Origin of the sequence: Pampinifervens navoyensis (genome assembly GCF_046159715.1) — a bacterium.
Classification (GTDB): Bacteria; Aquificota; Aquificia; order Aquificales; family Aquificaceae; genus Pampinifervens.
This window is the reverse complement of record NZ_JBJXCT010000010.1, coordinates 17,865-42,207: the sequence shown is the minus strand read 5'-3', so window position 1 is coordinate 42,207 and position 24,343 is coordinate 17,865. Positions and strand designations below refer to the sequence as shown.

Annotated in this window: 34 protein-coding genes and 1 tRNA gene; 16 read left to right on the top strand and 19 right to left on the bottom strand. The window is 48.4% G+C overall.

Features of this window, described 5'->3' with window-relative positions:
* Window position 1: 1 nt before the first annotated feature.
* From ACKRDP_RS08005 to ACKRDP_RS07975, 7 genes are all read right to left on the bottom strand, one after another.
* Window positions 2-226, bottom strand: coding sequence for a ferredoxin oxidoreductase (locus tag ACKRDP_RS08005; RefSeq protein ID WP_173833670.1), 225 nt, complete (start codon window positions 224-226; stop codon window positions 2-4).
* A gap of 27 nt (window positions 227-253) precedes the next feature.
* Window positions 254-937: a 2-oxoacid:ferredoxin oxidoreductase subunit gamma family protein gene (locus ACKRDP_RS08000; protein WP_409154236.1), complete on the bottom strand. Its 684-nt coding sequence runs from the start codon at window positions 935-937 to the stop codon at window positions 254-256.
* Window positions 934-1,800, bottom strand: a complete 867-nt coding sequence (locus ACKRDP_RS07995; RefSeq protein WP_409154235.1) for a thiamine pyrophosphate-dependent enzyme — start codon at window positions 1,798-1,800, stop codon at window positions 934-936. The genes ACKRDP_RS08000 and ACKRDP_RS07995 overlap by 4 nt, the downstream gene beginning before the upstream one ends.
* 21 nt (window positions 1,801-1,821) lie before the next feature.
* Complete coding sequence (locus ACKRDP_RS07990) at window positions 1,822-2,991, bottom strand: transketolase C-terminal domain-containing protein (protein ID WP_409154234.1); 1,170 nt, start codon at window positions 2,989-2,991, stop codon at window positions 1,822-1,824.
* A 16-nt stretch (window positions 2,992-3,007) separates the two neighbouring features.
* A complete protein-coding gene (locus tag ACKRDP_RS07985; RefSeq protein ID WP_409154233.1) occupies window positions 3,008-3,721 on the bottom strand; it encodes a carbon monoxide dehydrogenase beta subunit family protein in 714 nt (237 codons plus the stop codon).
* Window positions 3,722-3,800: 79 nt separating this feature from the next.
* Window positions 3,801-4,016 carry a hypothetical protein gene (locus tag ACKRDP_RS07980; RefSeq protein ID WP_409154232.1) on the bottom strand — a complete coding sequence of 72 codons (216 nt, stop codon included), beginning with the start codon at window positions 4,014-4,016 and terminating at the stop codon, window positions 3,801-3,803.
* 1 nt (window position 4,017) lies between these two features.
* Window positions 4,018-4,881, bottom strand: coding sequence for a class I tRNA ligase family protein (locus ACKRDP_RS07975; protein WP_409154231.1), 864 nt, complete (start codon window positions 4,879-4,881; stop codon window positions 4,018-4,020).
* 68 nt (window positions 4,882-4,949) lie between these two features.
* Between ACKRDP_RS07975 and ACKRDP_RS07970 the strand changes: the two genes are divergently transcribed.
* Genes ACKRDP_RS07970 through ACKRDP_RS07960 form a run of 3 tightly spaced genes read left to right on the top strand, consistent with a single transcriptional unit; the run spans window position 4,950 to window position 6,512 of the window.
* Complete coding sequence (locus tag ACKRDP_RS07970; RefSeq protein WP_409154230.1) at window positions 4,950-5,279, top strand: thioredoxin domain-containing protein; 330 nt, start codon at window positions 4,950-4,952, stop codon at window positions 5,277-5,279.
* Complete coding sequence (locus ACKRDP_RS07965) at window positions 5,276-5,776, top strand: HIT family protein (protein WP_409154229.1); 501 nt, start codon at window positions 5,276-5,278, stop codon at window positions 5,774-5,776. Before ACKRDP_RS07970 ends, ACKRDP_RS07965 begins: the two co-directional genes overlap by 4 nt.
* Window positions 5,769-6,512 carry an ABC transporter ATP-binding protein gene (locus ACKRDP_RS07960; protein ID WP_409154228.1) on the top strand — a complete coding sequence of 248 codons (744 nt, stop codon included), beginning with the start codon at window positions 5,769-5,771 and terminating at the stop codon, window positions 6,510-6,512. Before ACKRDP_RS07965 ends, ACKRDP_RS07960 begins: the two co-directional genes overlap by 8 nt.
* On the opposite strand, the gene ACKRDP_RS07955 is transcribed toward ACKRDP_RS07960, so the two are convergent.
* Both ACKRDP_RS07955 and ACKRDP_RS07950 read right to left on the bottom strand, forming a co-directional pair.
* Window positions 6,505-6,771, bottom strand: a complete 267-nt coding sequence (locus ACKRDP_RS07955) for a hypothetical protein (RefSeq protein WP_409154227.1) — start codon at window positions 6,769-6,771, stop codon at window positions 6,505-6,507. The two genes, ACKRDP_RS07960 and ACKRDP_RS07955, sit on opposite strands and share 8 nt — an antisense overlap.
* 20 nt (window positions 6,772-6,791) lie before the next feature.
* Entirely contained in the window at window positions 6,792-7,532 is a 741-nt protein-coding gene (locus ACKRDP_RS07950) for an SAM hydrolase/SAM-dependent halogenase family protein (RefSeq protein WP_409154266.1), read from the bottom strand.
* Window positions 7,533-7,603: 71 nt separating this feature from the next.
* Between ACKRDP_RS07950 and ACKRDP_RS07945 the strand changes: the two genes are divergently transcribed.
* From ACKRDP_RS07945 to ACKRDP_RS07905, 9 genes are all read left to right on the top strand, one after another.
* Window positions 7,604-7,789: a YgaP family membrane protein gene (locus ACKRDP_RS07945; protein ID WP_409154226.1), complete on the top strand. Its 186-nt coding sequence runs from the start codon at window positions 7,604-7,606 to the stop codon at window positions 7,787-7,789.
* Entirely contained in the window at window positions 7,786-8,190 is a 405-nt protein-coding gene (gene ruvX, locus ACKRDP_RS07940; protein WP_409154225.1) for a Holliday junction resolvase RuvX, read from the top strand. The genes ACKRDP_RS07945 and ruvX overlap by 4 nt, the downstream gene beginning before the upstream one ends.
* Window positions 8,187-9,158: an endolytic transglycosylase MltG gene (gene mltG / locus ACKRDP_RS07935; RefSeq protein ID WP_409154224.1), complete on the top strand. Its 972-nt coding sequence runs from the start codon at window positions 8,187-8,189 to the stop codon at window positions 9,156-9,158. The genes ruvX and mltG overlap by 4 nt, the downstream gene beginning before the upstream one ends.
* On the top strand, window positions 9,145-9,660 hold the full coding sequence (locus ACKRDP_RS07930; RefSeq protein ID WP_409154223.1) for an archaemetzincin family Zn-dependent metalloprotease: 516 nt from the start codon (window positions 9,145-9,147) through the stop codon (window positions 9,658-9,660). The genes mltG and ACKRDP_RS07930 overlap by 14 nt, the downstream gene beginning before the upstream one ends.
* A gap of 11 nt (window positions 9,661-9,671) precedes the next feature.
* Window positions 9,672-11,183, top strand: coding sequence for a F0F1 ATP synthase subunit alpha (gene atpA / locus ACKRDP_RS07925; RefSeq protein WP_409154222.1), 1,512 nt, complete (start codon window positions 9,672-9,674; stop codon window positions 11,181-11,183).
* Window positions 11,180-11,971 (top strand): DUF72 domain-containing protein, encoded by a 792-nt coding sequence (locus ACKRDP_RS07920; RefSeq protein ID WP_409154221.1) that lies wholly within the window; start codon window positions 11,180-11,182, stop codon window positions 11,969-11,971. The genes atpA and ACKRDP_RS07920 overlap by 4 nt, the downstream gene beginning before the upstream one ends.
* A 51-nt stretch (window positions 11,972-12,022) precedes the next feature.
* The gene (locus ACKRDP_RS07915) at window positions 12,023-12,502 is read left to right on the top strand and encodes a tetratricopeptide repeat protein (protein ID WP_409154220.1); all 480 of its coding nucleotides are present in this window, start codon (window positions 12,023-12,025) and stop codon (window positions 12,500-12,502) included.
* 4 nt (window positions 12,503-12,506) lie between these two features.
* A complete protein-coding gene (gene smpB, locus ACKRDP_RS07910; RefSeq protein WP_409154219.1) occupies window positions 12,507-12,983 on the top strand; it encodes an SsrA-binding protein SmpB in 477 nt (158 codons plus the stop codon).
* Between the two features lie 14 nt (window positions 12,984-12,997).
* Window positions 12,998-13,088: transfer RNA gene (locus ACKRDP_RS07905), tRNA-Ser, on the top strand.
* On the opposite strand, the gene ACKRDP_RS07900 is transcribed toward ACKRDP_RS07905, so the two are convergent.
* Window positions 13,049-13,867, bottom strand: a complete 819-nt coding sequence (locus ACKRDP_RS07900; RefSeq protein ID WP_409154218.1) for a polyprenyl synthetase family protein — start codon at window positions 13,865-13,867, stop codon at window positions 13,049-13,051. The two genes, ACKRDP_RS07905 and ACKRDP_RS07900, sit on opposite strands and share 40 nt — an antisense overlap.
* A 41-nt stretch (window positions 13,868-13,908) precedes the next feature.
* Between ACKRDP_RS07900 and ACKRDP_RS07895 the strand changes: the two genes are divergently transcribed.
* On the top strand, window positions 13,909-14,253 hold the full coding sequence (locus tag ACKRDP_RS07895) for a hypothetical protein (RefSeq protein ID WP_409154217.1): 345 nt from the start codon (window positions 13,909-13,911) through the stop codon (window positions 14,251-14,253).
* Between the two features lie 84 nt (window positions 14,254-14,337).
* Here ACKRDP_RS07895 and ACKRDP_RS07890 read toward each other — a convergent pair whose 3' ends face one another.
* Genes ACKRDP_RS07890 through ACKRDP_RS07865 form a run of 6 tightly spaced genes read right to left on the bottom strand, consistent with a single transcriptional unit; the run spans window position 14,338 to window position 19,296 of the window.
* Window positions 14,338-15,075 (bottom strand): MlaE family lipid ABC transporter permease subunit, encoded by a 738-nt coding sequence (locus ACKRDP_RS07890; protein ID WP_409154216.1) that lies wholly within the window; start codon window positions 15,073-15,075, stop codon window positions 14,338-14,340.
* A complete protein-coding gene (gene aroC / locus ACKRDP_RS07885; RefSeq protein ID WP_409154215.1) occupies window positions 15,059-16,222 on the bottom strand; it encodes a chorismate synthase in 1,164 nt (387 codons plus the stop codon). Before aroC ends, ACKRDP_RS07890 begins: the two co-directional genes overlap by 17 nt.
* On the bottom strand, window positions 16,222-16,425 hold the full coding sequence (gene rpmB / locus ACKRDP_RS07880; protein ID WP_409154214.1) for a 50S ribosomal protein L28: 204 nt from the start codon (window positions 16,423-16,425) through the stop codon (window positions 16,222-16,224). The genes aroC and rpmB overlap by 1 nt, the downstream gene beginning before the upstream one ends.
* A 33-nt stretch (window positions 16,426-16,458) precedes the next feature.
* Window positions 16,459-17,715: an adenosylhomocysteinase gene (gene ahcY, locus ACKRDP_RS07875; RefSeq protein WP_409154213.1), complete on the bottom strand. Its 1,257-nt coding sequence runs from the start codon at window positions 17,713-17,715 to the stop codon at window positions 16,459-16,461.
* 1 nt (window position 17,716) lies between these two features.
* The gene (locus ACKRDP_RS07870; protein ID WP_409154212.1) at window positions 17,717-18,442 is read right to left on the bottom strand and encodes a PP2C family protein-serine/threonine phosphatase; all 726 of its coding nucleotides are present in this window, start codon (window positions 18,440-18,442) and stop codon (window positions 17,717-17,719) included.
* The gene (locus ACKRDP_RS07865; protein WP_409154211.1) at window positions 18,439-19,296 is read right to left on the bottom strand and encodes a KaiC domain-containing protein; all 858 of its coding nucleotides are present in this window, start codon (window positions 19,294-19,296) and stop codon (window positions 18,439-18,441) included. Before ACKRDP_RS07865 ends, ACKRDP_RS07870 begins: the two co-directional genes overlap by 4 nt.
* Window positions 19,297-19,315: 19 nt before the next feature.
* On the opposite strand from ACKRDP_RS07865, the gene miaB reads away from it, so the two are divergent.
* The 3 genes from miaB to ACKRDP_RS07850 all read left to right on the top strand — a co-directional run bounded on the left by miaB (window position 19,316) and on the right by ACKRDP_RS07850 (window position 21,561).
* Window positions 19,316-20,626 (top strand): tRNA (N6-isopentenyl adenosine(37)-C2)-methylthiotransferase MiaB, encoded by a 1,311-nt coding sequence (gene miaB, locus ACKRDP_RS07860; RefSeq protein WP_409154210.1) that lies wholly within the window; start codon window positions 19,316-19,318, stop codon window positions 20,624-20,626.
* Between the two features lie 9 nt (window positions 20,627-20,635).
* Window positions 20,636-21,001 (top strand): DUF29 family protein, encoded by a 366-nt coding sequence (locus ACKRDP_RS07855; RefSeq protein WP_409154209.1) that lies wholly within the window; start codon window positions 20,636-20,638, stop codon window positions 20,999-21,001.
* Between the two features lie 77 nt (window positions 21,002-21,078).
* Window positions 21,079-21,561: a bifunctional nuclease family protein gene (locus tag ACKRDP_RS07850; protein ID WP_409154208.1), complete on the top strand. Its 483-nt coding sequence runs from the start codon at window positions 21,079-21,081 to the stop codon at window positions 21,559-21,561.
* Here ACKRDP_RS07850 and ACKRDP_RS07845 read toward each other — a convergent pair.
* The 3 genes from ACKRDP_RS07845 to ACKRDP_RS07835 are packed head-to-tail and all read right to left on the bottom strand — an operon-like array spanning window position 21,553 to window position 24,328.
* On the bottom strand, window positions 21,553-21,981 hold the full coding sequence (locus tag ACKRDP_RS07845; RefSeq protein ID WP_409154207.1) for a hypothetical protein: 429 nt from the start codon (window positions 21,979-21,981) through the stop codon (window positions 21,553-21,555). The genes ACKRDP_RS07850 and ACKRDP_RS07845 overlap by 9 nt on opposite strands.
* Window positions 21,978-22,622, bottom strand: a complete 645-nt coding sequence (locus tag ACKRDP_RS07840) for a site-2 protease family protein (RefSeq protein WP_409154206.1) — start codon at window positions 22,620-22,622, stop codon at window positions 21,978-21,980. Before ACKRDP_RS07840 ends, ACKRDP_RS07845 begins: the two co-directional genes overlap by 4 nt.
* The gene (locus ACKRDP_RS07835; protein ID WP_409154205.1) at window positions 22,622-24,328 is read right to left on the bottom strand and encodes an FAD-dependent oxidoreductase; all 1,707 of its coding nucleotides are present in this window, start codon (window positions 24,326-24,328) and stop codon (window positions 22,622-22,624) included. The genes ACKRDP_RS07840 and ACKRDP_RS07835 overlap by 1 nt, the downstream gene beginning before the upstream one ends.
* Between the last annotated feature and the right edge of the window lie 15 nt (window positions 24,329-24,343).

Below are 24,343 nucleotides of genomic sequence, written 5' to 3'. Positions count from 1 at the left end.
CTCAATCTCCGGCGGTTACCATGACCATTTCTATGCAGTTTCTCTTAAGAAGGTCGGAACACACATAAACGCATATGGCACATCCCTTACATCTTGAGTAGTTTACCCATGCCACATGCTTGGAGTCATGATACATGAGAGTGTTGGGTTCTGGACAGAAGAGCACGCACTGTTTGCAGTTATACTTAGCACAGTCCGCTTCCTTTACATCTGCCACATAGTACATACCTGCCTTGCCTCCTTATAGATTAATTTAACCCGTAAGAGCTTCTTCTTCCACCCAGCCCCTTTCCTCCGCTATCTTGAAGGCTTCCCTTATGACCTGCATGTTCTTTTCAAGAAGCTCCATCTTTTTCTTGAACTTCTTCTCTATGGCGCTGTCAAGGGCGGTGGTTCCACCAGAAGCCACAAAGGTATTTCCGAGGAACCTTTCTCTTACTGCCTGCTCAATATGTTCAAAGCCCACGATTCGGGTTATTCCGAAAAAGAGACCTATCATTGCCATATTAGTGGCAAGTTCTGTGCCGGCTATGTCCAGAGCTATCTTTGTTGCGGGGAACATGTAGACCCTTGTGTTCAGGTCGCTCAGTATCTTCCAGTCTTCTTCAGGTATTATATCCACATCTGTGTTTATTATGGCAAGGCCATTTTCCTTAAGTCCTGAATAGAAGGGCATGGTGTAGGACTTTCCATGGGTTATGACCTGGGGATGATAAATCATTATAACATTGGGATAGACCACCTCACCCACCTCATAGATGGGCTGGTCGGAGACCCTCACGTAGGCTTCCACAGGTGCCATTCTCTTTTCAGAGCCAAAGAAGGGAACAAGGGTGGCATATTTGCCAGCCGCAGACATGGCATTACCAAGTATGTGGGCGGAGGTAACCACCCCCTGCCCACCGACGCCTGCTATGCGTATGTTATACCTTTTCATGCTTTAACCTCCTCGGGCTTCCTTTCAATCTCTTCAAAGAACTCCTTAACCTCCTCCGTCATCCATTCATAAAAGCCAAAGTCCTGCTTTTCCCTCTTCCTGGCATCCTCAAGAACCTTCTCAGTGGGTATGGAATACTCTATGTTGCAGGAAGTGTAGGCATGTATGAAGGTAGGCCCAAAGTGCCTTGCGGCGAGGATTGCCCTCCTCACGGTTTTTGCGATTCTCTTGGGATTTGTGGGAGAAAGCTTTGCCACATAGACACAGCCTGCGGTCTTGGCAAGCTCCACTGCGTTTATCTTGTCAAACTGCTTTCCTTTTGGAGCCATCTTGAGCTGAACGCCCTTTGGAGACATACCACTCTCCTGACCTCCCGTGTTTCCATAGACCTCGTTGTCCACCATAATGGTGGTAAACTTCTCCCTTCTGAACCAGGAGTGCATGGTCATACCAAAGCCTATGTCAATCAGTCCTCCATCACCAGCTATGACCACCACATCCTTTTCCTTGTCGGGGAACCTTATACTGAGGGCCCTCTTGAGACCTGAGGCAACCGCATTGGTGTCTCCGTAGTTTCCGTATATGAAGGGGACCGCCGCCTGAGAGAGGGAAAGCCTTGCGCATCCGGCGGTGCCTATGACTATGGTGTCCTCTGGCTTTGGAAGTGCTGCATAGAAGACCCTTATGAAGTAAGCCATGAAGCACCCTGCACACATGGGGTGCTCTTCCACCAACTCCTTGAACTGTCCCAGCTGCTGGACGTCTATCTCTTTTCCAAACTGCCCGTACTGGACCAGGTCCACGTAGTCTTTGGGCATATATTTCTCAAAGCCTGGTGAAATTCTTACATACTCCAGACCCATCTTTACACCTCCTTGAAGTTTTTATACAACAACCTTCTTTTCCTTCTTTATACCAAGGGCCTGATAGATCTTTTCCATTATGAGCTCCACCGGCAGCGTCATACCACCGTAGACCCTTGGTCCGCCTATCACGCTGTCACTGTTGGGAATGGCAGCCTTTACCTCCTTGGCAAGCCATCCCACTATGTTGTGCTCTGGCACTATTATAGCCTTTGCCTTTGAAAGCACCTGTCTTATCTCCTTCTCCGGGAAGGGTCTTATGGACTTGACCTTTACAAGACCCACATTGAGACCCTCAAGCTGGGCATAACGCACCGCTTCCCTTCCCTGAGCGGCAGCACAACCGGAGGCAACCACAAAGACCTCTGCGTCCGGGTTTATCACCTCTATGGGTCCTCCAAGGTATTTGTATATATATTTCATAGCCCTTATGTTGGAAGCCCATATCTCCTGCTGCCAGACCGCATGTATAAGATAGCTCATGAAGTTGGACTTCTGGACTGGAGCATCCCTCTGTATCCTTGCTGGTGGTATCTCACAGTCTGTGGGAGGCACTGGTGCCTTGTAGGGGTCTCTGGGGGGCAGTTTCATGTCCTCGGGGGTCATGTTCACGTAGCCTTTGGCGTGGGTGACAAAGAAGCCCTCGGTGCAGACGGCTATAGGTATGTAAACATCAACCATCTCAGATATGATAAAGCTGGCAAGGGTGAAATCAAAAACATCCTGCTGATTTTCTGCGTGCAGGACAACCATACCGCAGTTGAGAAGGTAAGAAATCTCCACATTGTCAGGCTGTATGGAAAGAGGAGCGTTTACAACCCTTGTAAGAACACCAAGCACCGCAGGTATCCTGTGACCGGGCCAGGAAGCTATGGCTTCAAGACCCCTGAGAAGTCCGGGACCGGATGTGGCGGAAAATGCCCTTGCACCACCCCTCACTGCACCCGCTATGGCGGACATGGCACCGTATTCTTCCTCAGCCCTGTAGTAGTCCTTTATGTATCCCTGTGCCCATATATCACCCACAAGGTGCATGACCTCAGACTGGGGGGTGATTGGGTATGCTATGGCAACATCCACGTTGGCACGCTTGACTGCCTCAGCCATCGCCTGGGCACCGGTGATGAACTTTCTTTCTCTCGGTGCCTCTAAAAGAAGGTAATCTGCATCTACAACTCTCTGTTCTGGCATGACACTACCTCCGTTTTTATTCGCTTTCTGTCACATGCTCTCCCCTTCTGGGGATTAAAAGGTAAGAATACTCTCCATAATCCAGAACGGAAAGGGTTTGGTATTCTTCCTTTGGAAGTGAGGGGTTTTCTGGAGGGAGCTTTGGCTCCCACTTTATACCAAGCTCTTCTCTTACCTTAACAAGCACATCTCTGAATCGCCTTATTTCATCTGCATGCTGGTCCCTGAGAGAAACCATGGCATCCTCATGCCCCATCTCTGCACACAGGGCTATGGTAAAGCAGTTTGTCCCAGCCCTTATCATCCTGAGAGAAAGGTTTGCGTAATGGCAGTGGACGCCTACAAATATACAGGCTTCTATCTTGTTGTGAAGTATGGTTAGGTTTGGATGGTTGGGGTTTATCTCGGCCTCGGGGTCTATCTTGGGATACTTTGGTCTATAGTCGGGCATGGGTATTATCCTGCAGTTGGGTATTTCCATAGATAGCTCAAGAACAGCCTTTGCCTTTTCCATGGCTCCGGCGTTCCAGCCCCAGAGAACCAGAGGGCCAGGGAATATGGTGGGGTTTCTCCTTGTGAGCATTGCCTTTGCAGCCTCTCTCATGGCAGTCTCTTCATCCACTATCTTTCCGTAGAGCAGTGCTTTTCCTGGTGGTGGAAGTTCGACACCTTCAAAGGCTGCAGGGGTTGGTATATAGCCAGCGGGTCCTGGCAAAACTTCCATCGGCATGCCTTACCTCCTTATGAATGGGTTATCAAAAAATTAGCATGAGCTTAAAAGCTGTCAAGGGGAATTTATATGATAATAATCATAGCTTTTTCCTCCTCCCCTCATCTCCACGCTCCTTCTCTTTCTCTTCCAGCTCTCTTATCCTTTTATCTCTGAGTTCTTCATATTTTGGACCAACTTTCCTGTAAACTCTGTCCGCTATGAAGATTATTATAAGGAGAAGGGGTAGACCTACAAGGAGCATCAGGAGCAGGAGCTTCCCCAAGAAAAGGAACAGGTTTATCAGGTTTTCCATGTCAGACCACCAGATTGAGAAGTTTGTTCTTTATGTATATCACCTTTTTGACCTCTTTACCATCGAGCCACTGGCTCACTCTCGGGTCTCTGAGAGCAAGCTCTTTCACTGCCGACTCTTCTGCGTTTAACGGCACCCTTACCACTGCCCTCAACTTTCCGTTTACCTGCACCGGAATCTCTATTTCTTCAAGTATAAGGGCCTTCTCGTCTGGCTGTGGAAAGGGGTAAAAGGCCATGAGCCTGTCGTAGCCTAGCCTCTGCCATAGCTCCTCGCATATGTGAGGAGTTATGGGATATAGCATGAAAAGGATAATCTCAAAGGACTCTCTGAGCACCTTGTAGTCCAGACCTTCAGAGGGTTGAAAGTCCTGAAGCACATTCAGAAGCTCCATTATGCTGGCTATGGATGTGTTGAAGGAAAGGTCTTCCATGCTTGAAAGGTATTTCTTGAGAGTCTGGTGGGTCCTGTGTCTTATATCCTTACTTTTTCCCGCAAGGCTCACAAAGTCCTCTCTGCTATACCCAGCTTCTCTCATACCTTCAAGGTGCTGGTGAAAGAGGTTCCAGAGCCTTCTCAGAAACCTGTAGGCACCCTGCACTCCCTCCTCCGTCCATTCAAAGTCCTTTTCCACGGGTCCAGCGAAGAGTATGTAGAGCCTCACCGTGTCTGCTCCGTATTTCTGCACTGCCTCCTCCGGGTCAACGGTATTTCCCTTTGACTTGGACATCTTGGCAGGCTCTCCAATCTCCTGCTCCACAGCCTTCACATAGTCCTCTCTACGCAATCCCAGTGCATCCAGAAGTAGCTGGAAGTTGTCCCCTATGGATATGTTCTTCTGCCTGAGAAAGTCCATAACCTTCATAGAATAATATTAGCATCCCAGGACCGGGAAAGTTATATGGTCTATAATAAACCTATCAGGAGGTTGACATGTTTGAAGGCTTTGAGGAGCTCACAGACAGAGATTTCTATGAAAAGGCAATGGCGGGAGAAAAACCTGCGGTGGTGCTTCTTACAGTGCCAGATAATCCGCAGAATCAGGCCTTTTACGAAAGACTTTTAAAGTTTCAGAAGCTTTACGGGGATAAGATAAACTTTTACTGGCTTGACGTGAGCAAGCACACAAGCGCGGAAGACCTTGGCGTCTTCAGCTTTCCTGCAGTTCTCTACTTCAGGGACACCATGGAGCTGGATAGGCACGACTACACTCCAGAGGAAGAGGATGTGGAAAGGGCAATAAGGAGACTTCTGAGGCTATGAAAATACTCTGGGCTCCCTGGAGAAGCCACTATGTGGAAAAGGTGGATGAGCAGGAGGGATGCTTCCTATGTCAGGCAGCCTCACAGAAGGAAGAAAAGCTGAGAGACTACCTTGTGCTATATAGGGGCACCCGGTCCTTTGTTATATTCAACAAGTATCCCTATAACGCGGGGCATCTCATGATAGCACCTATTGAGCATATAGGTGATTACCTGCTTCTCGATGAGGATACATCTCTTGAGATTCACAGGCTTACCAGAGTATGCCTTATGGCACTCAGGGAGGTGATAAAGCCTCAGGGCTTTAACGTAGGCTACAATCTGGGAAGGGCTGGAGGCGCAGGGCTGGAAACTCACATACACCTGCACATAGTTCCCAGATGGAGCGGTGATACCAACTTTATGGCTTCTGTGGGTGGAGTAAAGGTTATATCTCAGGACCTTTACGAGCTCTACGACAGGATAAAACCCGTCTTTGAAAGGCTGATAAATGCTTGAAGTAAAAAATCTGAACCTGTGGTATGGGGAGAATCATGTTCTGAAGGGTATCAGCTTTGAAGTTAAGGAGGGGGAAGTGCTGTGTATTGTAGGTGAATCTGGGTCTGGGAAAACCACCATACTCTATTCTATAATGGGACTTCTACCAGAGGGGGCCAGGCTCCAGGGTTCAATAAAATTCAGAGGAAAGGAGCTCCTAGGACTGTCCGAGAGGGAATACAGAAGGATAAGAGGAAGACACATATCCATAGTCTTTCAGGAGCCCTCCGTTTACCTTGACCCACTCTTTAAGGTGGGGCTTCAGGTGGAGGAGGCCTATGTAGCCCACTTTGGAAAGTGGGGTGCAAAAGAGAAAGCCCTTGAAGCCCTCAGAAAGGCTGGTATAAAAGATGCAGAAAGAGTATACCAGAGCTATCCACATCATCTCTCTGGAGGGCTAAAGCAGAGGGTGTGCATAGCCATAGCCACCCTTTGCAACCCCGAGCTTGTGCTTGCTGATGAGCCAACCACTGCCCTTGATGTTTCAGTGCAGAGCAGAATACTCAGGCTTTTCAGGGATATGAAGGAGGAGGGCAGGAGTGTAATACTGGTAACTCACGATTTTGGCGTTGTGGCAGAAGTGGCAGACAGGGTTATGGTGTTAAAGGACGGTGTTGTGGTGGAGGAAGGAGATGTCTGGAACATCTTTGACAATCCAAAACATCCATATACAATGGAGCTCCTGAGGGCTATTTAGAGGAAAGGAACTTTTCAAGACCCTGCAGTATCTTTTCTGGAGAGACTTCGTAGGCATTCTTCTGCAGCTGAGACCTTATACTTTCCACTTTTTTGCTCAGGTCTTCGTAGTTCACCGCTTCACCACCAGTAAGCCTCTGAGATATTTCAACGCTGATGCCCTGATTGTTTTCCTCTTTCTCCTGAACCTGCCTCTTTTTCCTCTCCTCAAGCTCCGTTACATTGCCAAGTATTCTCTGAATCTCTACCCTGTCAATCATGAGTATATTATCGGAAAAATTCAGAGTTTTTTCAACATTACCTCCTCACCAGTGTGAACCCCAAGCCTTTCCCTGAGATTATCCATAGGCAAGAATATCTCCATGAGGCGAAAGCTACCGCATACTAAGGCGGGTTTTCCCATCTCAGCCTCAAGGAAGTAAGAAACCACCCTTAACCTCTCGCCCCTGAAGTAGCCCTCCACATACCTGCCGCAGGGAATGTTGGTTATAGCGTTGCCAAAGCTGTCAAAATAAACTATACTTCCGAGGATTTCATCCCCTCTGTCCTCGGGTTCTTGCCACTGCAGTTTAAACCTGTAATCTGTAGGGCTTCCCACCTCTTCTGGAGCTACGCCTCTGCTTAGCCAAGCAGCCACTGGTGCAAACACATCTCTACCGTGAAAGGTCTCGTTTATCCTTGGAAGGGTGAACTTCTCAATCCTGAAAGCCCTTGGTGTTTCCCCTATGCTTCTGAGGGCCAGGTCAAAAAGCCCGTTGTATGGTCCAACAAAGGTATAGCTCCCAGACACAACCACAAGGGGAAGCCTCTCAGAGCCGACGCCCGGGTCTACAACACACAGAAAAATCGTCCCAGCCGGAAAGTAGGAAAAGTGAGCTTTCAGAAGCAGGGCACCGTGGAGTATGTTAAAAGGCTCTACCTGATGGCTCAGGTCAACGAGCTGAACCTCGGGGTTTATACTCAATATTACCCCCTTCATGGCTCCCACAAAGCCATCTTTAAGGCCAAAGTCCGTCAGCATTGCCACAGGACCCTTCATAGCCTATTATTTTACTGATTGGGTTAAAATATACAGCCAAGGAGGTGCAAACCATGGAAAAGAACATGGCAACATGGGATAGGGCCATTAGGATAGTGCTGGGGCTTGTGTTTCTGTATCTTGCCTTTACTAAGGGTGGCGCCTGGTGGATACTGGGTATACTGGGGATAGTGTTCATAGGAACTTCTGTCATAGGCTTCTGCCCCCTTTACAGGGTGGTGGGCATAAAGACAGGTTGAAGGTTCTTGCCATAGATTATGGCAGTAAAAGAATAGGTCTTGCTCTTGGTGATACAGGGCTGGGTATAGCCTTACCCTTAGAGAGCATAGAAAACAAAGGTGAAAAAACCCTTCAGTCAATTGTCAGCAAGGTAAAGGAACACGGCGTATATCTTATTCTCGTAGGCCTTCCCCTCACACCTCTGGGAAAGGAAGGACAGAGAGCGGGGGAGGCAAGAGAATTCTCAGAGAAATTGAAAAGCCTGCTACCGGCAGGTGTGGAGGTGATACTCTGGGACGAAAGATACACCACAAAAGAGGCTTACAGGATGATGGAGGGCTTCAGGCCTGAAAAGAAAAAGAAAATAAAAGACAGTCTGTCTGCTTACGTCATACTTTTAGAGTATATGGAAAGCCTATGAGATACCTGAAATTTTTCTTCCCGGTCCTTATGGTGGCCCTTTTTGTCCTTTACTCCCTTCTGCCAGTGAAGACGGAGGAAAAGACCGTGGAGATAGCCTACGGCACTTCAACAACGGACATAGCCCTTCAGTTCTACAGAGAGGGTCTTTTGAGAAACCCCCTGTCTTTCCTTCTTTTGCACGGTATCTACAAAAAAAGGCTTGAAGCTGGGGAATACGAGTTTAGGGGGCTTGTCTTTCCATGGGATATATACGAGAAGCTCAGCAAAGGTCTTAAAAAGGTCTACAGGATAACTGTGCCAGAAGGGTCTGACCTCTACGACATAGCAGAGCTTCTTGAAGAAAACCGCATATGCGCCTCAGAAGACTTCTTAAAATACGCCATGTCTGAGGAGGTTGCAAGAAAATATGGATTAAAGGCTGGCACCATGGAGGGTTTTTTATTTCCTGATACCTATTTTTTCTCAAAAAATACACACCCGCTCAGGGTAATAGAAGTTATGCATAAAAACTTTCTTAAGAAAACAGAAGGATTGAGGGAAAGGCTCTCAGAAAGAGGTTTAACACTTGAAGAGTGGGTGGCAATAGCCTCCATGATAGAGAAGGAAACCGCAAAACCAGAGGAGAGACCCCTCGTATCTGCAGTAATACACAACAGACTGAAAAAAGGCATGAAGCTACAGATAGACCCTACCGTAATTTATGCACTCAAAAGGAGAAACCTCTGGAACGGGCGTCTGACGCTGAAGGACCTGAAGATTGAAGATGCTTACAACACCTATGTTTACTTTGGTCTTCCGCCCTCACCCATATGCAACCCCGGGCTTGAATCTCTGAAGGCTGCTCTTGAACCCGAAAGGGTTGATTACCTATACTTTGTGGCCGACGGCTTGGGTGGACACCATTTCAGCAGAACCCTTCAGGAACACAACAGAAGAGTGAGGGAATACAGAAGTGCAAGGAGGTAGGTATATATATCTTGCCGGCTTCGGCGTTGAAAAGAGGCTCATACTGGCAGTTGCGAAGAACATAAGAGAAGTGTTCGGCTTCGAAGTCCGCTTTTCTCACCTTACAATCCCACCGAGGCTTGGCTACAATCCTCAGAGGGGACAGTATCACGGTGGCACACTTCTGGGTTTTTTATCAAGGGTTTATTATCGTGATATGCTAAAGCTTATAGCCCTTATCCCCTTTGACGTGTATGAAGAGGGACTGAACTTTATATTTGGCCTTGCCCAGCTGGGAGGAAGTTGTGCTCTGGTGAACACCTTTAGACTTCAGAGCAAGGAAGAAAGACTCTTCTTTGATAGGGTCTTTAAAGAGGTAAACCACGAGCTCGGTCATACCTTTGGTCTGATGCACTGTAAGGACAGGAAATGTGTCATGAGCTTTTCCAATAGTCTGTGGGAGGTTGACGCTAAGAGCAGGTTTTTCTGTGAAAATTGTAGTAAAATACTTCCAAAACCATAAGGAGGTTTGTTATGGCAACCATAACCTACGAAGAAGCTCTTGGGCTCCTGAAGGAACAGATAAAGGGTTTTGAAGCATCGGCAAAGATGGAAGAGGTTGGTGTTGTTTACTACGTGGGTGATGGTGTGGCGAGGGCTTACGGACTTGACAATGTTATGGCTAACGAGCTTGTGGAGTTTGAAGGCGGAACCATGGGCCTGGCCTTTAACCTTGAAGAGGACAACGTGGGTATCATAGTCCTTGGTAGCGAGAGCGGTATAAGGGAAGGTTCTATAGTTAGAAGAACGGGGAGGATACTTGATGCTCCGGTGGGCGAGGGGCTCATAGGTAGAGTTATTGACCCTCTAGGAAATCCCCTTGATGGTAAGGGACCTATAAAGTATGAATACCGCTCTCCTGTGGAGAAGATAGCCCCGGGAGTTGTAAAGAGAAAGTCCGTTCATGAGCCACTCCAGACGGGCATAAAGGCAATAGACGCCATGATACCCATAGGAAGGGGTCAGAGGGAGCTCATCATTGGCGACAGGTCAACGGGAAGAACAACCATATGTATAGACACCATACTTAACCAGAAGGACACGGACGTCTACTGCATATATGTGGCAATTGGTCAGAAAAGGTCAACTACAGCAAGAATCATAGAGCTTCTTGAGAGAAGTGGTGCCATGGAATACACATGCGTGGTAGTGGCATCCGCCACAGACCCAGCTTCACTTCAATACCTTGCTCCCTTTGTGGGATGCACCATTGGGGAGTATTTCAGGGACAACGGCAAGCATGCCCTAATCATCTACGATGACCTTTCCAAGCACGCAGAGGCATACAGACAGCTCTCTCTCCTGATGAGAAGGCCACCTGGAAGGGAGGCATATCCGGGAGACGTCTTCTACCTGCATTCAAGGCTTTTAGAGCGTGCTGCCAAGCTCAACGACGAGATGGGTGCTGGTTCTCTTACTGCCCTTCCAGTTATAGAGACAAAGGCTGGCGACGTGGCAGCATACATTCCCACCAACGTCATATCCATAACAGACGGTCAGATTTACCTTGAGCCAGACCTCTTTAACAAGGGCATAAGACCTGCCATAAACGTGGGTCTTTCTGTTTCAAGGGTTGGAGGTGCAGCTCAGATAAAGGCGATGAAGCAGGTGGCCGGAACACTCAGACTTGACCTCGCTCAGTTTAGAGAGCTTGAGGCTTTCGTTCAATTCGCCTCAGAGCTTGACAAGGCAACCCAGCAGACCATAAACAGAGGTCTCAGGCTTGTGGAGCTTCTCAAACAGGAGCCCTACAGCCCCATACCCGTAGAAAAGCAGATAATAGCCATATACGCAGGCACCAACGGATACCTTGATGACCTTCCGGTCGAATCTGTAAGAAAGTTTGAAAAGGAGCTATACACCTACCTTGACAGAGAGAGAGCAGAGCTTCTCAAGGAGATAAGGGAAAAGAAAGCTCTTGATGACCAGCTCAAGGCAAAAATAGAGGAAGCCCTTAAGGACTTCAAGTCCAAGTTCATTCCTTGAGGGTATACATAGGCTGTAGTGGCTTTTTTTACAGAGACTGGGTGGGAGGGTTCTACCCTCCCCTTTTAAAAAGGGAGGATTACATAAGGTTTTACGCCCAGTATTTTGAAGTGGTTGAGATAAACTCATCCTTCTATGCCTTCCCCAGCAGGGGAACGGTAAGAAGTATGCTTTCAAGAACATCAAGCCTCAGGTTTGCCTTCAAGGCCCACAGAAGCTTTACCCATTTTAAAAACTACACTCAGGATGACGTTAAGAAGTTTCTCCACGCCATAGAGCCTATCTTTGAAGAAGACAGGTTCATAGCCATTCTCTTTCAGTTCCCAGAAAGCTTTGGCTATAGAGAGGAGAATCTTCATTACCTGAGAAGGCTTTCGGAAGATTTCAGAGGTGTGCAGAAGGTCCTTGAGGTCAGAAACAGGAGCTTTAGAAAAGCGGACTTTTACCAACTTGTTGAAGAGCTTGGATTTTCTCTGGTTAACTCTGACGCACCGAAGGGAGGCAGGTTTCTGGTGGGTCCATGGGTTGGTGTGGGTGCCATAAACTACGTGAGACTTCACGGGAGAGACCCTGAACATCTATACGACTACACCTATTCCCTTGATGAGCTTAAGAAGATAAAGGAAAAGGTTAAAAAACTGGGGGAAAGGGACACCTATATCTTCTTCAACAACACAGTAAGGGCTCAGGCGGTGCTCAATGCCCTTCAGCTCAAACTGCTCTTTGGTCTGAGGGTAGAGATACCCAGAAACCTCCAGAGTTCTCTGAGAGAAAGGGAATGGGAGTGATTTTAGTCCTGTCTTGTCAAATTTTTTAACAGGCCTATATTTAATTCTACCATGAGGGAAATAAGCAGGGACGCAAAGGAGCTTTTAGAGAAGGCTCTTCAGGAGCATATGGCCGGGAATATACAGCAGGCAATCGAGTTATATCAGCAGTCCATAGATATTCAGCCTACTGCAGAAGCATACACCTACATGGGCTGGGCCTACAGCATGCTTGGAGAACTTGAGACTGCCATAGACCTGTGCCTGAAGGCTATAGAGATAGACCCGGAGTTTGGAAATCCATACAACGACATAGGTTCATACCTTATGGCTATGGGAAGGCTGGATGAGGCAATCCCGTGGCTCAGAAGAGCCATAATCGCACCAAGGTATGAGCCAAGGCAGTATCCCCATATGAACCTTGCAAGGATTTATCTGATGAAGGGACAGTTTAAGGATGCCCTGCTGGAGGCGGAAAACGCAGTAAGGGTAGCACCAGACTACAGACCAGCCCATGTGCTCAGACACCAGATACTGGCTATGTTAAACTGATAGTATGGCAAAGCAAAGGGGAGAGCTTACAGTGGCCTATAATAAGGAGGCAAAGGCAGAGTATGAAATACTGGAAACCTACGAAGCCGGCATAGTTCTTGAAGGTCCTGAGGTAAAGGCTCTGAGAAACAGGCAGACTGTATCCTTTAAAGACAGTTTTGTGAGGATTCAGGATGGAGAAGCCTGGCTCTACAACCTTTACATAGCCCCTTATCGCTACGCTACCATAAAGCCCCCTGACCCACTGAGAAACAGAAAACTCCTGCTTCACAAAAGGGAAATACTCAGGCTTATGGGAAAGGTAAAGGAAAAGGGCTATACTCTTATACCGCTCAGGATTTACTTCAAGAATGGGAAGGCAAAGGTGGAGATAGCCCTCGCCAGAGGTAAAAAGTCTTACGACAGGAGAGAGGAACTCCGACAGAGAGACCTTGAGAGACAGCTAAGAAGGGAGTTGAAGGAAGGAAAGATAAAGCTATAATATTTATCCCTTCAGGAGGGGTGGCCGAGTGGACGAAGGCGGGTGATTTGAAATCACCAGTGGGTTCACAGCCCACCGGGGGTTCGAATCCCTCCCCCTCCGCCAAGAACAAGCTCTAAGAGTTTCAGAAACTCTCCAGTCTCCACGCCCACATGCTCAGCCACACGTATGCACTGCTCTCCCAGAAGCTCTATCCTTTCCCACAGAGCTTCCCCGTGCAGGTAGTAAAAACCGTCCTTATCCTTCCAGTCATCCACCATCTGAAAGAGCAATCCCACCTTTAGCCCCAGCTCATGGAGTTTCTGGAGAAGGTCTGACCTTTTTGCCACTACACCACCAGCCTTGAAAGAGAAAGAAAAGAGTCTTGCAGTTTTTTTGAGGCTTATCTCTTCCTGAGAGGAAAGTTTTCTTATATCCATCACCTGCCCGCCCACCATACCTTCAAAGCCCGAATCCTTTGCAAGCTCTCTGACCAGGAGCAAAAGCTCACCTTCCCCAAGGCTGTAGAAATTTTCCTTTCTGGATAACACCTCAAAGGCAAGGGTAAGAAGGGCATCTCCTGCCAGAATGGCAAGGTCCTCACCGAAAACCACATGACAGGTAGGTTTACCCCTTCTTACGCTGTCGTTGTCAAGAGCGGGAAGGTCGTCGTGGATAAGGGAGTAGTTGTGAACCATCTCTACAGCACAGCCCACGGTAATGGCATCTTCTATGTTTCCTCCGAGTGCGTCGCAGACTGCACACAGGAAGAGGGGTCTTATGCGTTTCCCTTCCTGAAAGAGGTAATAGGACATGGCTTCGTAAAAAATCAGAGGTTCAAAGGGTCTGAGAAGCTCTCTGAGTCTGCTTTCTATGTTTGCTTTCCAAAGAGCAAGGCTTTTCATCTCAAGCTTTACGGAATAAAATTATAAGAGGTGAATAAGCAATGGAGTGGATAAAAAGCACCGTAAAGAAGATAACTCTTGAACTTATTTACAACATAGTGGATGAAAGAACTTCTGCAATACTGGAGAAGCAGGAAAAGGACAAGCAGGAGCTTCTTGGCCACATTTTCCGCCTTGAGGAGAAGCAGGAAAAGGACAAGCAGGAGCTTTTCACTCTGATAATAAGCGTAAGGGACGAGTTGCTTTCGCAAATCCACAGGATTGAGGAGAAGGAAGAAAGACACTACGAGGAGCTAAAGGCAGAAATAAGACACCTGAACCAGAGGTTTGACACACTTATGAATATGCTGGTGAATTTACTGATTGACAGGAGTAGAGAAAAATAGTTGCTCTCGTAATAATCCCTTCTCAGTGTGTTTCCCTTCTTAAGGTTATGTGAGTGCAAACCTGCCTCTCCCTATCTGCAGGCTTCAGAATATAAGGGCAGTCAGAAAATAGTCAGATACAAGTATCAGCATAGAAGAGGTTACCACACTGTTTGTGGTTGCCCTTCCAACACCTTCTGTGCCACCCTTTGTGTAGTAGCCAAAGTAGCAACTGACTGCAGAGATGATAAAACCAAAAAAGACCGCCTTGTAGAGACCGCCTATAAAGTCATAGAGCTCTGCCAGGTCCTTCATCTTCTCCCAGAAGAGATACTCGTTCACTCCAAAGAGCTTTACCGCCACAAACCACCCCCCGAATATACCCGAAAGGTCCGCAATTACCACCAGCATGGGAACTCCCACAATGCCGGCAAAGAGCCTCGGGGAGATAAGATAGCTCCTTGGGTTTATACCCATCACCTCAAGGGCGTCTATCTGTTCGGTAATTCTCATGGTGCCTATGTTGGCGGTCATTGCAGAACCCACCCTTGCCACCACCATCAGAGAGGCGAGCACAGGTCCCAGCTCTCTTCCCATGGATATGGCAACCACCGCACCTATTAGGAACTCTGCGTTAAAGCGATGAAAGGTGCTGTAGGTCTGAAGGGCTATGACGCCGCCAGAGAAGAGAGAAGTTATAACAACTACTGGCACAGTCTCAGAGGCAAGGTAAGCAAGCTGTTTTATGAAGTGTCTAAGCCTTGGAGGTTTTCTGAAGATAAAGTACAGCCCCCAGAGGGTAAGAAGCGTAGCCCTTCCCACCTCTTCAAAAACTTTTGACATGCTGGAGATACCTCTCAAACCTCTCCTTCAGCTCTTCCATGAAGTCACCACCCAGTTTTTCAAGGAGAGCATCCGCCAGCACTATGGCAAGCATGGCTTCTCCCACCACGGAGGCGGCAGGAACTGCCACCACGTCGCTTCTTTCCTTTCCAGCCTTTACCCCCTCCTTTGTCCCTATGTCCACGCTCCTGAGAGGTTTTGTGAGGGTTGGTATGGGCTTCATGGCACAGCGAACCACAAGGGGCATGCCGTTCGTTATTCCCCCTTCTGTCCCGCCGAGGTTGTTGGTATACCGGAAGTATCCTCTGTCCTCTGACCAACCAATCTCATCGTGAACCTCAGAGCCAAACCTCTCCGCCAGCTCAAAACCACCACCTATTTCCACACCCTTTATAGCCTGTATGCTCATCATAGCCTGTGCTATTCTGCCGTCAAGCCTCTTGTCCCACTGTACGTGGCTTCCAAGGCCAGGTGGCACACCCACCGCAAAGACCTCAAAGATGCCTCCGAGGCTCTCCCCCCTTTCTCTTGCCTTATCAATCAACCTTCTGAAATCCTCATCCTTTGATGGGTCTGGAAAACGCACCTCAGAGCTCTCCGCAAGCTCATGCCTCTTCAGAAGCTCTTCTTCTTTAATCTCCGGCTTTAGCCCCCCTACGCACACCACATAGCTTCCTATCTTTATGCCAAATTCCTCAAGAAACCTCTTGCATACCGCTCCCACCGCAACCCTTGCTGCAGTTTCCCTTGCGGAGGCTCTTTCCAGTATGTTTCTGAGGTCCCTCTGGTTGTATTTTATACCCCCCACAAGGTCTGCATGCCCCGGTCTGGGTCTGGTGAAAGGAACCACGCTCTCCGGAGGCTCACCCTCGTATGCCATCTTTTCAGACCAGTTTTCCCAGTCCCTGTTCCATATGACCATAGATATTGGGCTTCCCAGAGTTTTGCCAAAGCGCAGACCTGAAAGAAACTCAACTCTGTCGCTTTCTATCTTCATCCTCCCACCCCTGCCATAGCCTCTCTGCCTTCTCTGAAGCTCTCTGTTTATGTATTCAGAAGAAAGGGAAAGATTGGCAGGGATGCCCTCAAGAATGCAGACTAACCCCCTACCGTGTGATTCACCTGCAGTCAGAAATCTAATGGGCATCAGCCTCTGACGACAACTGCTTTGACGACCTTACCTGCCTTAAGGCACTTGGCGCATACGTAGACTCTCTTCACAGAGCCATCCGGGAGCACCACTCTTACCCTCTGAAGGTTTGGCTTGAAGGTTCTTGAGTTCTGCTCCGCAGAGAAGGTCACACTCTTACCAAACTTTGTGGTTTTTCCGCAAACATAACAGCTTGCCATAGTAAACCTCCTTTGAAAGGACAATATTATAAACTAAGTGCCAAATTCCCAGGAGGACAGGTATCTGACCTGCTCCTCTGTCAGCCTGTCTATCTCAACGCCCATACTCCTGAGCTTGAGCTCTGCCACCTTTCTATCTATTTCTTCGGGGACTCTGTAAACGTCTCTGTTAAGGTTCTGGTGGTTTTTAAGGATATACTCCGCAGAAAGTGCCTGATTGGCAAAGCTCATGTCCATGACCGACGCCGGATGTCCCTCTGCACTGGCAAGGTTTACAAGCCTGCCCTGGGCAAGAAGGTATACCCTTCTACCGTCCTTGAGAGTGTATTCTTCCACAAAGGGTCTTATTTCCCTCTTGCCCATGCTCAGCTCCTCCAGAGCCTGTATGTCTATTTCCACGTTAAAGTGTCCGGCGTTGGAAACTATGGCTCCGTCCTTCATCTTTTCAAAGTGTTCTTCTCTTATTACAGAGGTGTTGCCCGTCACAGTTACAAAAAAGTCTCCCAGCCTGCAGGCTTCAGACATGGGCATCACCAGAAAGCCATCCATCTTTGCCTCAAGGGCTTTTATGGGGTCCACCTCGCAGACTATGACCGTTGCACCCATGCCCCTCGCCCTCTGGGCTACCCCCTTCCCACACCAGCCGTAGCCTGCCACCACAAAGTAAGAACCTGCGATCAGCCTGTTGGTTGCCCTCATTATGGCGTCTATGGTGGACTGTCCTGTACCATAGCGGTTGTCAAACATGTGCTTTGTGTAGGCATCGTTTACCGCTATTATGGGAAACTCAAGCACTCCCTGCTGAGCCATGGCTCTTAGCCTTATTACACCAGTTGTAGTCTCCTCCATGCCTCCGTAGACCTTCTTTGAAAGCTCTGGAAACTCTCTGTGAAGGGTGGATATAAGGTCTGCACCGTCATCTATAACTATGTGAGGCTCTCTACTTATAACCTCCCGAAGGTGCATGTAATAGGTTTCTGTGTCTTCCCCCTTTATGGCAAAGACGGGGATGTCAAAAAATTTCACGAGAGCTGCGGCCACATCATCCTGGGTGGAAAGTGGGTTTGAGGCAGTCAGATATACTTCCGCTCCACCTTCCCTGAGGGTTATGAGGAGGTTGGCGGTCTCTGTGGTCACATGAAGGCAGGCAGATATGCGGACACCCCTAAAGGGCTTTTCCTCTGAAAAGCTCTCCCTTATGCTCCTGAGAACGGGCATATCTTTCTCCGCCCATTCAATCCTGTTTTTCCCGAGCTCAGCAAGGCTCAGGTCCTTCACATGGTAGTCCATTTTATACCTCCACTCGTATGTTTATAAAGCTCATGTTGTCATCGCCACCCTTCTGCAGAAGCGCTTCTACCATGTTGTCTGGTGGCAACAGGAGCTCTTCTTCTTCCAGAGGCTCCCAGACACCATCTGAGCATATGAGATAGTGTCTGTAATCATACACCTCCTTCGTAAAAACCTCAAAATCTTTAAAGTCTGGGCTTCCTATTATAGCAGATGTGAGAAAGTTCCTTCTGGGGTCGTGCTTTGCTCTCCGAGGGTCAAGGAAGCCAGCTTTGACGAGCTCCTCTGCCTCTGTATGGTCCTGTGTGAGCCTGATGACTCTGTCCACCTCAATACCGTAAACTCTGCAGTCCCCCACGTTGAAGACAAGAGCCTTCTCTTCAAGAATTATTAGCCCGGCCACTGCAGCGCCGAGTCCATAGTAGATAGGGCTCCCCCTTGCAAAGTCTTCAAGCCTGTCCCTCGCAGTTCTCAGGGTGTCAAAAAGCTCGCCCCTGCTCTGCGGTTTCCTTTCCGCAAGCCTTTCAAGAAGCATTTTACTTGCCAACTCCCCACCTCTGTGTCCACCAAGTCCGTCAGCCACGGCAAAGAGTCCACCACCAAAAAAAGAAATGCATTCAACCTCTTCCATAAGCTCTTCCTGAAGGACAAGCCCATCAATGAGCAGGGCATCTTCGTTTTTGGACCTGTATCCCCTGTGTGTAAAATAGCAGACCTTTAGCCTCATCCACTGAGTGGGGGTCCAATTTTGACAAGCCCCAGCTCAGTTATCTCCATAAAGTGGGTTCTGGTATCGTGTCCACACAGCCTGCATCCATCTATGCGGAAGAACCTGACTATCTCTCCTATAGGCTTTCTGTAAAGTTTTGACTGTGCCTGCGAGAGGACTATGTCCTTGGAAAGCACCATGGAGCAATCCACTATGTGGCTTATGGCGTAGCCCCCAGCTGCCTCAGCGGTAAGCTCCTCATGCCCGCTCCTTTTCTGAGAAATAAAGAGGGCAGTCTGATACCACTTTTTCATAAAGTTAAATAGCTGACGCACCACAACCCTTGCCTGCATCTCTCTGGCTTCATAAAGTCCTGTCACAGAATCTATAACCGTATGCTTTACCCTGTAAGTTTTTATCACATGGGCAAGTGTGGCAAGAAGGTCGGGAATGTTTTCTCTGAGCCTGCTGTGACTTGCTGCATCTATGAGGATTATGCGGTCTTCTACCCGCTCAAAATCAATACCCATGGCTTTTGCCCTTTCATTTATACCAGCGATGGTGAAATGCGCTGGTGCCTCCACAGTTATGAAGGCTACCGGCTCTCCTCTGCTTGCCTGCATTACCGTATACTGTTCTGCCATCAGGCTCTTTCCCGTATCGGAGACTCCTGTTATGTTGGTGACCGAGTAGGCAGGTATGCCCCCAAGGGGCTTCTTCACAGGCTTTCCATCATGAAGTTCTGAGGTGAAGAAAAGCTCATCAAGCCCCTCAACGCCCGTGGGCACTCCATAGAGCTTGGGAGCTTTCTTTACAGCCTCACCTGCAACCCAGATGCTTTCTTCCACCACCTCTGGCTTTCTTTCTTCCATTGGACTAAATTTTAACACCATGAAATACTTTATAAAAACCTTTGGATGCCAGATGAACTTCAACGACTCGGAAAGGCTCAGAGGTATCCTGCAGACTATGGGCTACGAGCCGGCCCTGAGCTGGGAAGATGCGGACATAATCCTTATAAACACGTGCACCATAAGGGAAAAGCCAGACCAGAAGGTCTACTCTCACCTCGGAGAATACAGGAAGATAAAGGAGAAAAACCCAAAAGCTCTTATAGGCGTGTGCGGATGCCTTGCCCAGAGGATGGGGGAGGAGCTAGTGCAGAAGGCTCCTGTGGTGGACTTGATGTTCTCCAGCTTCAACATGCATCAGCTACCAGAGCTCATCCAGCAGGCACAGGCTGGATACAGAGCCATAGCTATTCTGGAAAATCCCCCAGAGGACGAGGACAGGCTCTGGGAATATGATACAGTCAGAGATAACCAGTTCTGTGCATATGTGACTGTGATGAAGGGGTGCGATAAGAACTGCACCTACTGCGTTGTGCCAAAGACAAGAGGAAGACAGAGGTCAAGGAGTCTGGATAGCATTCTTTTAGAAGTCAGCTCCTTGGTGAAAGATGGAGTGAAAGAAATTCACCTTCTTGGTCAGAACGTGACCGCCTGGGGTCAAGACCTTGGAGTTCCCTTTGAGGAGCTCCTCTACAGGGTGGCAGAGGTGCCGGGCGTTGAAAGAATAAGGTTTACCACTGGACATCCAAAAGACCTGAAAGAAAACATAGCAAGAGCCATGGGAGAAATCCCACAGGTGTGCGAGCACATACACCTGCCTGTGCAGGCGGGCTCCACAAGGATTCTCAAGCTCATGGACAGAGGCTACACGAAGGAAGAATACCTTGAAAAAATTGACATGCTCAAGCATTATGTAAAGGGTATAACCTTTTCCACCGATATCATAGTGGGATTTCCCACAGAAACTGAAGAGGACTTTGAAGAGACCCTTGATGTGCTGGAAAAGGTAAGGTTTGAACAGGTTTTCTCCTTCAAATACTCTCCAAGGCCTGACACTCCAGCATACTCCATGAAAGGACAGGTATCCGATGAGATAAAAACTCAGAGGATGTCAAGGCTTCTGGAGCTTCAGAAAAGGATACTTTCTGATATTGCAAAATCCTATGAGGGGACAGAGCAGGAAGTGCTTATTGAAGGCTACGAGGATGGCAGACTAACAGGGAGAACAAGAACCAACAGGTGGGCTACTCTACCGGGTTCTGAGGAGATTCTCGGAAAGACCGTAAAGGTCAGAGTCATAAGTTCAAGGCCCTTCAGCATGGAATGTGAGCCTGTGGAGGTAATAGGATAGGCACAAGGTATGGCAAGGTCAGACCTCAACGCCTGCATAAGCCAGCTTGCAAGGACTCTGGAATACATGTATAAATGGGACAATCTCCGAAGATATACTCAGGCTGGTGAAGAAAAGGGTGGGCTGAGCTGGATAAGAAGCTTAGAGGAAGCCAGAGCAGAGATAAACAGTCTCTTCAGGAGATACCCGAGCCTGAAGAAGAAATTGCCCGAATACTTGTCAATTGCATGGAAAGATGCGGTGGACAGAATAGGAATATGGCTAAGGGACATAGATAGAGATGACCTCATAGCTATTATTCCTGAAAAAGGCCCTTACACTTATGAGGAGACGATGACAAGAGACCTGAGGAAGGAAATAAGGCACAAAGGCTAAAGTGGATGTGGAAAACTGAACTAACTGAGGTTGCTGTAGAGAGGCGTGAAGAATAAATTTATAAATGGAGGTCTGCCATGATTGAGATGGTGGTGCATGGAGTTACCCTTGACCCTGTATCTCAGATGCCCATAGTGGTGCTGAAGGCAAAAGATAACGAGGAGGTTTTGCTTCCCATATGGATTGGTATATTTGAGGCGGACAGCATAGTGCGTCAGCTTCAGAATGTGGAACCTCCAAGGCCAATGACTTACGAGCTTACCAAGAATATAATTGAGAACATGGGAGCAAGGCTGGAAAAGGTGGTAATAAACGACCTGAAAGACAGCACATACTACGCAGAGCTTCATCTCATACAGGGTAACAACCTAATAGTTATAGACTCAAGGCCAAGCGACGCCATAAACCTTGCCCTCAGGTTTGATGCTCCATTGTTTGTGGAGGAGGAAGTGCTGGAAAAATCCAAAGTGCCAAAGCCTGAGGAGGAAGAGGAAAAGGAAAAACTCAAAGAATGGCTTGAGAACATAAAACCCGAAGACTTTGAGAAGGGGCTAAGCTGAGATAGCTCTCTTCAGACACTCTACCATGAGCTCTCTTGGGGGGCTTCCCACGTCTACGATGGGCTCCACACCTACAAGCCCATCCTTCTTCAGGTTTTCGTATAACAGCCTGTAGACCCTTTCAAGACCCTCCTGAAAGCTCAGACCTTCTCTAAAGATGTAAAGCTCCATATCCTCCCGGTAGCCCATGAGGTCGTAGGTCTGAAGGTTTTCTATTCTTTCATCAAAGCCCACAGCATAAGCCATACCATGCTCTATTGCCAGCTTTGCAGGTGCATACTCAGAAGCGTAGCATTCCATATCAACCGGGTTCAGGGGTTTATCTTCTGGCAGAGCCACCACATAGACCGCAGATACACTTTCCCTGCTCCCTTCCCGGTAGTATCCAGTAAGCTCTATGTAGTAAACCCATGACCTCATATTCTACCTAAAAGATAGTTCCAGAGGAAAAGAATGGGAGGAAATATGACCCTTCCCAGCACGCCCGTGAAGAGAAGAAGAGTTATTATAAGAAAGCCATACATTTCAAACCTGTAAAAGAGCTCCCAGTATCTTACGGAGAAAAAGCTCATAACTGCCCTGCTCCCATCAAGAGGTGGTATGGGTATGGCGTTAAAAAAGGCAAGCACAAGGTTTATGAGGACCGCATGAGCGGAGAAAAGGGCAAGGGGAATAAGAACCGCATCACCCATAAAGTTTAGATAACCATCCCTTATCAACCTGTAGAGAAGGGCAAAGACAAGAGCCAGCCAGATGTTCATCACAATGCCCGCTATGGAGACAAAGAAGGTTCCCACTCTCAGGTCTCTGAACCTGAGGGGGTTTATGGGAACTGGCTTTGCCCAGCCGAAGAGTATGGGCGAGCCTATGAGCATGAGCATGCCGGGGAGGATTATGGTGCCAAGAAGGTCTATATGAGGTATGGGGTTAAGGGTAAGCCTGCCAAACTCCTTGGCGGTTGGGTCCCCCATCCTGTAGGCAACCCAACCATGAGCGTATTCATGGAGTATAACCGCCATCATAAGTGCTGGCAGAGCCACCACTGCAGTCTGTAAGTCCATCAATACTTCCTCTCCGCTGGCTGGTGGTGGGTTATTTTTACTTCCATGTAGTCTATCTTCAGCTCATCGCCCTCCTGCCACACAAGGGTGTGCTTTAGAAAGTTCTCATCGTCCCTTTCAGGATAGTCCTCTCTGTAGTGCCCGCCCCGTGACTCTCTTCTTTGAAGGGCACAATAGGCAACTGCCCTCCCGAGGTGAAGCATGTTTCTGAGTTCAAGGAGTTCTATAAGATTTGTGTTGAAAACTTTGCTTTTATCAACCACTGGAATCCTTTCCCAGCGTTCAAGAAGCTCGGAAAGCTCCTCGTAGGCAGAGGTCAGAGACTTCTCATCCCTGAATATACCCATCTTCCCCCAGGTAACCTCACCCATCCTTTTTCTCACATCCGCAAGCCTCTCATAGCCCTCCCTTTTCATAAGGTTTTCTATGAACTCCCTGCCCTTTGACTCTTCACCGGGCGATAGTTCAGGGAAATCTACCTGCCTTGCGTACTCTCTTGCGGATATTCCGCAGAACTTGCCAAAGACAAGAAGCTCTATAAGGGAATTGCCGCCCAGCCTGTTGGCACCGTGCACTGACACACAGGCGCATTCACCCACTGCATATAGCCCCTCAAGGGGTGTAGAAGAGGTCATGTAGTTCTCCACGTGAATTCCACCCATGCAGTAGTGGGCGGTAGGTCTTATGGGCACAGGGTCGTAAACTGGGTCCACACCCTCAAAGTCTATGGCAAGCTGACGCACCTGAGGAAGCCTCTCCTTAATCTTTTCCTCTCCGAGGTGCCTCAGGTCAAGGAGCACATAGGCAGAGGTGCCTTCTCCAAAACCTCTTCCCTCCTTTATCTCATACTCAATCGCCCTCGAGACCATATCCCTTGGAGCAAGCTCCATCTTTTCCGGAGCATACCTTGCCATAAAGCGTTCACCCAGTTTGTTTATGAGATATCCACCCTCTCCTCTACAGGCCTCTGAAAGAAGTATGCCAGTTTTTGCAAGACCTGTGGGGTGGAACTGGATAAACTCTATGTCCTTTAGCGGCATACCGTTGAGCAGGGCAACCGCCACACCATCTCCCGTGTTGCCTATGGCGTTGGTGCTCCTCTGCCAGTATATGCGTGCAAAGCCTCCTGTGGCAAGGACCACAGCCTTGGCTCTTAAGTTCACCACCTCTCCGTTCTTTATATCATAAAGGGAAACACCCTTTACCCTCTGCCCGTTGTGGATAAGGTCAAGAAGGAAAAACTCATTAAAGAAGTCTATGTTCTCCCTTGCAAGAGCCTGTTCAAAGAGGGTATGCAGAAGCACATGCCCAGTTCTGTCTGCAGAGTATACAGTTCTGGGAAAGGAAGCTCCACCGAAGGGTCTCTGGGCAATCCTGCCATCCTCCATCCTTGAAAAGGGAACACCCCAGCGGTCAAGCTCGTAGACCACATCCGGGGCATTTCTGCACATAAAGTAGACAGCATCCTGGTCTGCGAGGAAGTCTGAGCCCTTTATAGTGTCAAAGGCGTGGGCTTCCGGACTGTCCTGAGGGATTGCATTGCCAAGAGCTGCGTTCAGCCCTCCCTGTGCTGCGCCCGTATGGGAGCGCGTGGGGTAGACCTTGGAGACTACAGCAACCCTTATGGAGGGGTCTCTTGCACACTCTATGGCAGTGCGAAGCCCGGCTCCGCCTGCACCAACAACAACAACATGGTAGCTTCTCATGGCTTTAAATTTTAA

What these genes read in the sequence shown, in the direction of transcription:
- ACKRDP_RS07835 (WP_409154205.1), bottom strand. Translation starts at nt 24,328, where the DNA reads ATGAGAAGCTACCATGTTGTTGTTGTTGGTGCAGGCGGAGCCGGGCTT.
- ACKRDP_RS07955 (WP_409154227.1), bottom strand. Translation starts at nt 6,771, where the DNA reads ATGATTGACAGGGTAGAGATTCAGAGAATACTTGGCAATGTAACGGAG.
- ACKRDP_RS07965 (WP_409154229.1), top strand. Translation starts at nt 5,276, where the DNA reads ATGAAAATACTCTGGGCTCCCTGGAGAAGCCACTATGTGGAAAAGGTG.
- ACKRDP_RS08005 (WP_173833670.1), bottom strand. Translation starts at nt 226, where the DNA reads ATGTACTATGTGGCAGATGTAAAGGAAGCGGACTGTGCTAAGTATAAC.
- ACKRDP_RS07865 (WP_409154211.1), bottom strand. Translation starts at nt 19,296, where the DNA reads ATGGAAGAAAGAAAGCCAGAGGTGGTGGAAGAAAGCATCTGGGTTGCA.
- ACKRDP_RS07845 (WP_409154207.1), bottom strand. Translation starts at nt 21,981, where the DNA reads ATGAGGTCATGGGTTTACTACATAGAGCTTACTGGATACTACCGGGAA.
- ACKRDP_RS07980 (WP_409154232.1), bottom strand. Translation starts at nt 4,016, where the DNA reads ATGGAAAACCTGATAAACCTGTTCCTTTTCTTGGGGAAGCTCCTGCTC.
- ACKRDP_RS07945 (WP_409154226.1), top strand. Translation starts at nt 7,604, where the DNA reads ATGGAAAAGAACATGGCAACATGGGATAGGGCCATTAGGATAGTGCTG.
- ACKRDP_RS07990 (WP_409154234.1), bottom strand. Translation starts at nt 2,991, where the DNA reads ATGCCAGAACAGAGAGTTGTAGATGCAGATTACCTTCTTTTAGAGGCA.
- ACKRDP_RS07970 (WP_409154230.1), top strand. Translation starts at nt 4,950, where the DNA reads ATGTTTGAAGGCTTTGAGGAGCTCACAGACAGAGATTTCTATGAAAAG.
- ACKRDP_RS07850 (WP_409154208.1), top strand. Translation starts at nt 21,079, where the DNA reads ATGATTGAGATGGTGGTGCATGGAGTTACCCTTGACCCTGTATCTCAG.
- atpA (WP_409154222.1), top strand. Translation starts at nt 9,672, where the DNA reads ATGGCAACCATAACCTACGAAGAAGCTCTTGGGCTCCTGAAGGAACAG.
- ACKRDP_RS07985 (WP_409154233.1), bottom strand. Translation starts at nt 3,721, where the DNA reads ATGCCGATGGAAGTTTTGCCAGGACCCGCTGGCTATATACCAACCCCT.
- ACKRDP_RS07975 (WP_409154231.1), bottom strand. Translation starts at nt 4,881, where the DNA reads ATGAAGGTTATGGACTTTCTCAGGCAGAAGAACATATCCATAGGGGAC.
- ACKRDP_RS07870 (WP_409154212.1), bottom strand. Translation starts at nt 18,442, where the DNA reads ATGAGGCTAAAGGTCTGCTATTTTACACACAGGGGATACAGGTCCAAA.
- mltG (WP_409154224.1), top strand. Translation starts at nt 8,187, where the DNA reads ATGAGATACCTGAAATTTTTCTTCCCGGTCCTTATGGTGGCCCTTTTT.
- smpB (WP_409154219.1), top strand. Translation starts at nt 12,507, where the DNA reads ATGGCAAAGCAAAGGGGAGAGCTTACAGTGGCCTATAATAAGGAGGCA.
- ahcY (WP_409154213.1), bottom strand. Translation starts at nt 17,715, where the DNA reads ATGGACTACCATGTGAAGGACCTGAGCCTTGCTGAGCTCGGGAAAAAC.
- rpmB (WP_409154214.1), bottom strand. Translation starts at nt 16,425, where the DNA reads ATGGCAAGCTGTTATGTTTGCGGAAAAACCACAAAGTTTGGTAAGAGT.
- ACKRDP_RS07915 (WP_409154220.1), top strand. Translation starts at nt 12,023, where the DNA reads ATGAGGGAAATAAGCAGGGACGCAAAGGAGCTTTTAGAGAAGGCTCTT.
- miaB (WP_409154210.1), top strand. Translation starts at nt 19,316, where the DNA reads ATGAAATACTTTATAAAAACCTTTGGATGCCAGATGAACTTCAACGAC.
- ACKRDP_RS07840 (WP_409154206.1), bottom strand. Translation starts at nt 22,622, where the DNA reads ATGGACTTACAGACTGCAGTGGTGGCTCTGCCAGCACTTATGATGGCG.
- ACKRDP_RS07950 (WP_409154266.1), bottom strand. Translation starts at nt 7,532, where the DNA reads ATGCTGACGGACTTTGGCCTTAAAGATGGCTTTGTGGGAGCCATGAAG.
- aroC (WP_409154215.1), bottom strand. Translation starts at nt 16,222, where the DNA reads ATGCCCATTAGATTTCTGACTGCAGGTGAATCACACGGTAGGGGGTTA.
- ACKRDP_RS07890 (WP_409154216.1), bottom strand. Translation starts at nt 15,075, where the DNA reads ATGTCAAAAGTTTTTGAAGAGGTGGGAAGGGCTACGCTTCTTACCCTC.
- ACKRDP_RS07995 (WP_409154235.1), bottom strand. Translation starts at nt 1,800, where the DNA reads ATGGGTCTGGAGTATGTAAGAATTTCACCAGGCTTTGAGAAATATATG.
- ACKRDP_RS07855 (WP_409154209.1), top strand. Translation starts at nt 20,636, where the DNA reads ATGGCAAGGTCAGACCTCAACGCCTGCATAAGCCAGCTTGCAAGGACT.
- ACKRDP_RS08000 (WP_409154236.1), bottom strand. Translation starts at nt 937, where the DNA reads ATGAAAAGGTATAACATACGCATAGCAGGCGTCGGTGGGCAGGGGGTG.
- ACKRDP_RS07960 (WP_409154228.1), top strand. Translation starts at nt 5,769, where the DNA reads ATGCTTGAAGTAAAAAATCTGAACCTGTGGTATGGGGAGAATCATGTT.
- ACKRDP_RS07900 (WP_409154218.1), bottom strand. Translation starts at nt 13,867, where the DNA reads ATGAAAAGCCTTGCTCTTTGGAAAGCAAACATAGAAAGCAGACTCAGA.
- ACKRDP_RS07895 (WP_409154217.1), top strand. Translation starts at nt 13,909, where the DNA reads ATGGAGTGGATAAAAAGCACCGTAAAGAAGATAACTCTTGAACTTATT.